Annotated in this window: 2 protein-coding genes; both read right to left on the bottom strand. The window is 62.1% G+C overall.

The annotated features are described in order from the left end of the window. Nucleotides 1-1,267, bottom strand: a 1,267-nt coding sequence (locus ACTHLF_RS13825; protein WP_440327925.1) for a TonB-dependent receptor, incomplete at its 3' end; no start/stop codon positions are given. Between the two features lie 538 nt (nt 1,268-1,805). Next, the coding region (locus ACTHLF_RS13820) for a TonB-dependent receptor domain-containing protein (RefSeq protein ID WP_440327924.1) at nt 1,806-4,151 on the bottom strand (2,346 nt) is incomplete at its 5' end.

The raw sequence follows: 4,151 nt of genomic DNA, 5'->3' as shown, positions 1-4,151 counted from the left end.
TCAGCGTCAGATCGTCGGTGATGTAGCTGGTGTACTTGAAGGTGTACAGCTCAGCGCCCGACTTGGTGTTCTGCGACGTGTCCTTGCCCTCGAAAGCGCCCTTGGTCAGCGTCGAGTAGTCGAAGTCATACACGTTGGCGTCATAGTTCTGCTTGTTAGACGCGTACGTGGCTTCGAGGATGTTGCTGTCGTTGATGTTCCAGTCCAGCTTTCCGTAGTACTTCGGATTGCGATAGGAACGATCGTAGTACGCCGGCGAATCCTGCGAGGTGTAGCGATCCTGGTTGACCTTCTCCTGCTCGGCAGCAAGGAAAATGTACAGCTTGTCCTTGATCAGCGGACCACCGATGTAGGCCGACTCGACCTGACGCATCTGGTTGTCTTTCTTGTTGTAGTTGAACAAGTCGCCAGCGTTGGCGTTGTCAGAGGTCACCTGGTAGTGATCGTTACCCGGGGTCGAACGGGTGCCGCGCGGCTCCCACAGCACCTGGGCGCCGAAGTGCCACTCGTTGGTGCCGCGCTTGCCGACCTGCGAGATCACGCCACCGGCCGAACGGCCGTAAGCGGCGCCGTAACCACCGGCGAGCACTTCCTGCTGGTCGATCGCACCGTACGGCAGGGTGATGCCGCCGAAGCCCGACAGCGGATCGGTCGTGTTGAAGCCGTTGATGTAGTACGCGTTCTCGGTGACCGAGCCGCCACCGATCGAGACCAGGGCGTTACCGGTCGGACCGGTGAAGTAACCGCTGCCCGACACGGCGCCCGGTGCCAGCAGCGCGATGGCTTCGGCGGTGCGGCCGAGCGGAAGCTTGGCCAGCTGCTCGGACGTGATGACGGTGCGCGAGTCGACCGACGAGACGTCGACCGGCGGCAGCGAGTTTGCGGTGACCGTGACCGATTCCAGCGACTGGGCGCTGGCGGCCGTGGCAGCGGCGGCGAACGAAACGTCCGTGCCCTTGCCGACGGTGAGGTTCACGTTCTTGCGCGAATCGACGACGGCGCCGTTGCGCTTGAGGTTCACGTCATAGGCGGAACCGACCGGGAGGTTATCCAGGCGGAAACGGCCACTGGCGTCGACCGGCACTTCACGGTTGATACCGCCGCCGCTCTTCACTTCAACGGTATCGCCCGGCTGGGCCGTACCGAAGAGGTAACCCGCGGTGGACTGAGCGAGAACTGCGCCGGTCGCGCCCATGCCGAGTGCAAGGGCAAGCGCCAACGCGGAATGACGCAGGACAGAAGCCTGCCGGGTGCTGCGAGAACTCATGTGCAAATCTCCCCAGATCGGCCCAACCGGGCCTGAAAACGTGCAAAACCAGCCAAAGGCCAGAAAAAAGGGTTCGGCCTTGGGGTGCATGTTTCCGGGGGGTATTACGTCCGCCCCACCTTGCTCCTCCCAGAGTGGTGGGTCGGCCCCCTCGAGACCTGCTCCCGACAAGTCCGTCAACGGTCTCCGGGGTGCCTTTCGCATCTACGAAAAACAAACCCGGATTTCGCCGAACCCGAATCTAGGCGGACGCGGTCCACCGTGTCAACAAATTATTTACACGGGGTGGGCGTTTCCACGACTCAGTGATTACTGAGACGGGTGCACCCAAATCGCGGAAGAGGCTGGATTTTTCTTATTTTGCAATCGTTTCGATCTAAAAAACGCCCCCCATCCCGGGTAGGACGAGAGGCGATCTGGGGAGTTGCCTTTTCGCTCCGTCGACCGGATGGATAGGCCGGCCGCGGTGATCTACTTGTTATGGGTTCGCATTCCCCCGGGCCCGTGGGCCCGGGGTCGCCTTGGTGTCGGCTACGACTTAGAAGTCGTAGCTGATGCCGAAGCGGGCGTAACGCGGGGTGGTCTGGTACAGCGGCACGTTGTAACGCGGGTTAAGCGCGTCGGAAGCACCGTGGATCGGATAAACCTGCGTTTCCTTGCGCTGGTTCAGCAGGTTGAAGACCGTGACGTTGAAGGCAAGCTTCTTGTCAGCCCACTCCGGACGGTATTCGACCGAACCCGTGACGATGTAGGTCCAGGGGTTGTGACCCGCTTCACCCGGGGGCGAGGGCTGGCCATCGCACCAGTGGTAGTACGAGCCATAGCCGAGGTTCGGGTTGGTTTCGTCCGGGCCGTAGAAGCCAAGGCAGCTCTTCGGCGCGCCCGAGGCGAGGTTGATGTTGCCCGAGACCATCCACTCCGGAGCCAGCTGGTAGGAGCCGTAGATCTTGAAGTTGTGCTTACGGCTGTTAGCCAGTTCGCCGTTCGAGTACTGCATGACTTCGGCGTAATCCCAGTCCACCGTCGCCGAGACGTTGTCCTGGCGAATATCCGAGCGGACCTGGCCTTCCGAGTTGCCGTAGCTCTTCGAGTAGACGTAGTCGAAGCGGACCTGGTACTTGCCGTCCCACGCGTGGTCGAGGTACAGCTCGAGGCCGTAGTAGTTACGCTTGGAGTGCGGGAAGCCGAAGTCCTGGTTGTTCATCGGGACGTCGTAGTAACCGCCATTGACGTTCGGGATCTTGAAGGAGTTGGCGCGACCCGGGTTGAACAGGTAGCTACCTTCGATGGTGCCGATCGTGTCCGGATCGATACCCATGCGCTCCATCTTTTCCAGGATCTTGCCGCTGTCGCCGACGTCGTCGTTCGCGTTACGCAGCTTGCGCACCGTGGCCTTCGCACCGTAGGTCCACTTGTCGGTCAGCGCCGCATCGAAACCGAGGATGAACTCATCCTGGTATTCCGACTTGATCGTGGTCGATGCAGCGGTCTTCGGGTCACGCGGCTGGCCGTATTCACCGTTGGCCGAGATGGCGCCACCCGTGCTGCTGAAGATCGGGGTGAGGCCCTGCGGGATACCGTTACCGTCGATGCCGGTGTAGGTGTAGTACTCGCGGGTGTAGAGCGAGGAACCTGCCGAACGCAGTGCGACCGAAGCCGGCAGCGCGAGGAAGTAACGGCCCGCGTTGGCGTAGATCTTCAGGGTCGAATCGCCATTCACGTCCCAGGTCGCACCGAGGCGCGGGGCCCACTGCGGCGAGGTCAGCTTGAGGTACGGTTCGCCGTTCTGGTTGTAGTTGGTGAACTGGTCGTTACGGATACCGACCTTCACCATCCAGCGGTCGTTGACCTGCCAGGTGTCTTCCAGGTACTGCGCGCGCTGCGTGGTACGCACCGACGAAGCCGTGCGGTAGATGTACTTCGCAACGTAGTAGCCCTGGCCACCCGGCGGCGCCACGTAGGCAGCGTCGGTCGGCGACAGGCCGATGATCGGCGTGTTCGGCTTGCCCTTGGTGTATTCCCAGGCGTAGCCCGGGCCCGTGGTGGAATCGCCGTCGTCCTTGTCGAGCACCTTCTGGTTATCGATACCGCCCACGATGGTGTGGTCGCCGATGTGCCAGCTCAGGTCGAGGCGCAGGTTGGTGTTGGTCGACTTGTGCTTCGGATCCGCGGTGGTCGCGGCCGGGTTGGCATTGGTGATCCCGTTGCCGAGCGCCGGATCCTGCTGGTTGGCCTGGATGATCGACGGCAGCGACTGGTCACCGCCCGGGGCGGTGTAGTACGTGCCCTTCATCTTGCCGTACAGGGCCGTCAGGGTCAGGTCGTCGGTGATGTAGCTGGTGAACTTGGCGGTGTAGAGATCCGCACCCGACTTGTTCAGCGGCGCGCCGGCGTTGTCCTTGCCGGTGTAGTCGCCGCGGGTCTTGGTCGCGTAGTCATACTCGTAGATCGAAGCGTCGTAGTTCTGCTTGTTCGACGCGCCGGTGACTTCGAGGATGTTGCTGTCGTTGATGTTCCAGTCGATCTTGCCGTAGAGCTTCGGGTTGCGATAGCTCTGCTTGTAGACGAACGGCGCGGCGGAGCTGGTGACCTGCTCGCCCTGGCGACGCTCCTGTTCAGCGGCAAGGAAGATGTACAGCGTGTCCTTGATCAGCGGGCCGCCGGCGTACGCGGAGTACGTCGTGCGCCACAGCTTGTCCTTCTTGTTGTAGTCGTACAGCGAGCCGGCAGCCGCGCCGACCTGCTGGTAGTAGTTCATCGGGTTGGCCTTGGTGCCCGTCGGCTCCCACCGCACCTGTGCACCGAAATGCCAGTCGTTCGTGCCGCGCTTACCGACCTGGGAGATCACACCGCCCGACGAACGGCCGTACGCCGCGCCGTAACC

Source organism: Luteibacter sp., assembly GCF_051958795.1.
In the GTDB taxonomy this organism is placed as follows: Bacteria; Pseudomonadota; Gammaproteobacteria; order Xanthomonadales; family Rhodanobacteraceae; genus Luteibacter.
This window is presented reverse-complemented; position numbering and strand designations above follow the sequence as displayed.